General features: G+C 70.5%; 3 protein-coding genes and 1 pseudogene. All 4 read left to right on the forward strand.

The genetic code is table 11. The annotated features are described in order from the left end of the window. Positions 1-329, forward strand: a pseudogene (locus VR44_RS17075) (MFS transporter); the annotation flags it as partial. A 43-nt stretch (positions 330-372) separates the two neighbouring features. Further along, the gene (locus VR44_RS17080) at positions 373-882 is read left to right on the forward strand and encodes a MarR family winged helix-turn-helix transcriptional regulator (RefSeq protein ID WP_045948371.1); all 510 of its coding nucleotides are present in this window, start codon (positions 373-375) and stop codon (positions 880-882) included. Positions 883-932: 50 nt separating this feature from the next. Beyond that, positions 933-1,262 carry a DUF3817 domain-containing protein gene (locus VR44_RS17085; RefSeq protein WP_045948372.1) on the forward strand — a complete coding sequence of 110 codons (330 nt, stop codon included), beginning with the start codon at positions 933-935 and terminating at the stop codon, positions 1,260-1,262. Between the two features lie 117 nt (positions 1,263-1,379). Then, a complete protein-coding gene (icmA, locus tag VR44_RS17090; protein WP_045948373.1) occupies positions 1,380-3,080 on the forward strand; it encodes a coenzyme B12-dependent isobutyryl-CoA mutase large subunit in 1,701 nt (566 codons plus the stop codon). Positions 3,081-3,148 lie beyond the last annotated feature (68 nt).

Here is a 3,148-nt window from a genome sequence, read left to right on the forward strand (position 1 = left end):
CCCTCCTCCTGTACGCCCTCCGCCCCGGCCCGGCCGTCGTCGCGGCGGCGCTGGTCCTCGCGGGGCTGGCGCACGCCCACGCCCTCGGCGTCGACCGGATGTACGTGGACGCCGTCCCCGACGAGCTGCGCGGCCGGGCGATGACCCTGCTCAGCACCGGGGTGATGACCCTCCAGGGGGTGGGCATGGCGCTGGCCGGAGCCGCCGCCGAGGTCTTCCCCGCCCATGCCGTCGTCGCCGGTTCGGCCGTGCTCGGCACCCTCGTCGTCCTCGTCCTGCTCGCGGAGCTCCGCGCCACCGAGACCCCCGCCGGGCGGGCCGAAGAGTGAGACGGGCGGCGCCGGAAAAGAACCGACCGGTAGGGTCTGGTGGATGCCGAAGCCGCTCAGCCTCCCCTTCGACCCCATCGCCCGCGCAGACGAACTGTGGCGGCAGCGCTGGGGGCCCGTGCCGTCCATGGCCGCGATCACCTCGATCATGCGCGCCCACCAGATCCTGCTCGGTGAGGTCGACGCGGTGGTGAAGCCGTACGGCCTGACCTTCGCCCGGTACGAGGCCCTGGTCCTGCTCACCTTCTCCCAGGCCGGCGAGCTGCCCATGTCGAAGATCGGCGAGCGCCTGATGGTCCACCCGACCTCGGTGACGAACACCGTGGACCGGCTGGTGCGGTCCGGGCTGGTCGCCAAGCGGCCCAACCCGCAGGACGGGCGCGGCACGCTCGCGTCGATCACGGAGAAGGGCCGCGAGGTCGTCGAGGCGGCGACCAAGGACCTGATGGCGGTCGACTTCGGCCTCGGTCCGTACGACGCGGAGGAGTGCGCGGAGATCTTCGCCCTGCTCAGGCCGCTGCGCGTGGCCGCCGGGGACTTCGAGGAGAGCTGACGGCCGGGGTGCGTCAAGATCGAGCAAATCGGGCGGTTACGCTCGACGGCATGAAACGAAGCGTGCTGACCCGCTACCGCGTCATGGCCTACGTGACCGCGGTCATGCTCCTGATCCTCTGTGCCTGCATGGTGGCGAAGTACGGCTTCGACACCGGCGCCGACCTGACCCTCGCGGTCTCGCAGGTCCACGGCGTGCTCTTCATGATCTACCTGGTCTTCGCCTTCGACCTCGGCTCCAAGGCCAAGTGGCCCTTCGGCAAGCTGCTGTGGGTCCTGGCCTCGGGCACGATCCCGCTGGCGGCCTTCTTCGTCGAGCGCGGCGTCCGCGCCGAGGTGGAGCCGCTCGTCGCGGACGCCCCGGTCACCGTCGGCGCGTAGCGGCGTCCGGGCCCGCTCGCGCGGATCTGTAGCAAGGCTCGAAATCACACCCCCGGGGAAGTATCCCCGGGGGTTTGCCATCGACATTTACTAGGACGTCCTAGTAAATTCGAAGGTATGGACGCAGACGCCATCGAGGAGGGCCGCCGCCGCTGGCAGGCCCGTTATGACAAGGCCCGCAAGCGGGACGCGGACTTCACCACGCTCTCCGGCGATGAGGTCGACCCCGTCTACGGCCCCCGGCCCGGAGACGCGTACGAGGGGTTCGAGCGCATCGGGTGGCCGGGGGAGTACCCCTACACCCGAGGGCTCCACGCCACCGGGTACCGCGGCCGGACGTGGACCATCCGCCAGTTCGCCGGCTTCGGCAACGCCGAGCAGACCAACGAGCGCTACAAGATGATCCTGGCCGCCGGCGGCGGCGGGCTCTCGGTGGCCTTCGACATGCCCACCCTGATGGGCCGGGACTCCGACGACCCGCGCTCGCTCGGTGAGGTCGGGCACTGCGGGGTGGCCATCGACTCCGCCGCCGACATGGAGGTCCTCTTCAAGGACATCCCGCTCGGCGACGTGACCACCTCGATGACCATCTCCGGCCCGGCCGTCCCCGCCTTCTGCATGTACCTCGTCGCCGCCGAGCGCCAGGGCGTCGACCCGTCCGTGCTCAACGGCACCCTCCAGACGGACATCTTCAAGGAGTACATCGCCCAGAAGGAGTGGCTCTTCGAACCCGAGCCGCACCTGCGCCTCATCGGCGACCTGATCGAGTACTGCGCGAACGGCATCCCCGCCTACAAGCCGCTGTCCGTCTCCGGCTACCACATCCGCGAGGCCGGGGCCACGGCCGCGCAGGAGCTCGCCTACACCCTCGCCGACGGTTTCGGCTACGTGGAACTCGGCCTTTCCCGCGGCCTGGACGTGGACCACTTCGCGCCCGGCCTCTCCTTCTTCTTCGACGCGCACCTCGACTTCTTCGAGGAGATCGCCAAGTTCCGCGCCGCCCGCCGCATCTGGGCCCGCTGGATGAAGGAGGTGTACGGCGCCAAGAACGAGAAGTCGATGTGGCTGCGCTTCCACACGCAGACCGCCGGCGTCTCCCTGACGGCCCAGCAGCCGTACAACAACGTGGTGCGCACGGCCGTCGAGGCCCTCGCGGCCGTCCTGGGCGGCACCAACTCCCTGCACACCAACGCCCTCGACGAGACCCTCGCCCTCCCCAGCGAGCAGGCCGCCGAGATCGCGCTGCGCACGCAGCAGGTGCTGATGGAGGAGACCGGCGTCGCCAACGTCGCCGACCCGCTGGGCGGCTCCTGGTACGTCGAGCAGCTCACCGACCGCATCGAGGCCGACGCCGAGAAGATCTTCGACCAGATCAAGGAGCGCGGCCTGCGCGCCCACCCGGACGGTCAGCACCCGATCGGCCCCATCACCTCCGGCATCCTGCGCGGCATCGAGGACGGCTGGTTCACCGGCGAGATCGCCGAGTCCGCCTTCCAGTACCAGCGCGCCCTGGAGAAGGGCGACAAGCGCGTGGTCGGCGTCAACGTCCACCACGGCTCGGTCACCGGCGACCTGGAGATCCTCCGCGTCAGCCACGAGGTGGAGCGCGAGCAGGTGCGCGTGCTCGCCGCCCGCAAGGAGCGCCGCGACGACGCCAGGGTCACGGCCGCGCTGAAGGCGATGCTCGACGCCGCCCGCGACGGCTCGAACATGATCCCGGCCATGCTCGACGCCGTGCGCGCGGAGGCCACGATGGGCGAGATCTGCAACGTCCTGCGCGACGAATGGGGCACCTACACCGAGCCCCCGGGCTTCTAGGGCCCGTCTGACGATTCCCGCCGGCACCGGCACGAAAGGGCCGGCCGCGGAGTTCCCCACGGGGAGCC

Origin of the sequence: Streptomyces katrae (assembly GCF_000966975.1) — a bacterium.
GTDB lineage: Bacteria > Actinomycetota > Actinomycetes > Streptomycetales > Streptomycetaceae > Streptomyces > Streptomyces katrae.

Coding starts and splice junctions, on each gene's coding strand:
- VR44_RS17080 (WP_045948371.1), top strand. CDS start 373: ATGCCGAAGCCGCTCAGCCTCCCCTTCGACCCCATCGCCCGCGCAGAC.
- VR44_RS17085 (WP_045948372.1), top strand. CDS start 933: ATGAAACGAAGCGTGCTGACCCGCTACCGCGTCATGGCCTACGTGACC.
- icmA (WP_045948373.1), top strand. CDS start 1,380: ATGGACGCAGACGCCATCGAGGAGGGCCGCCGCCGCTGGCAGGCCCGT.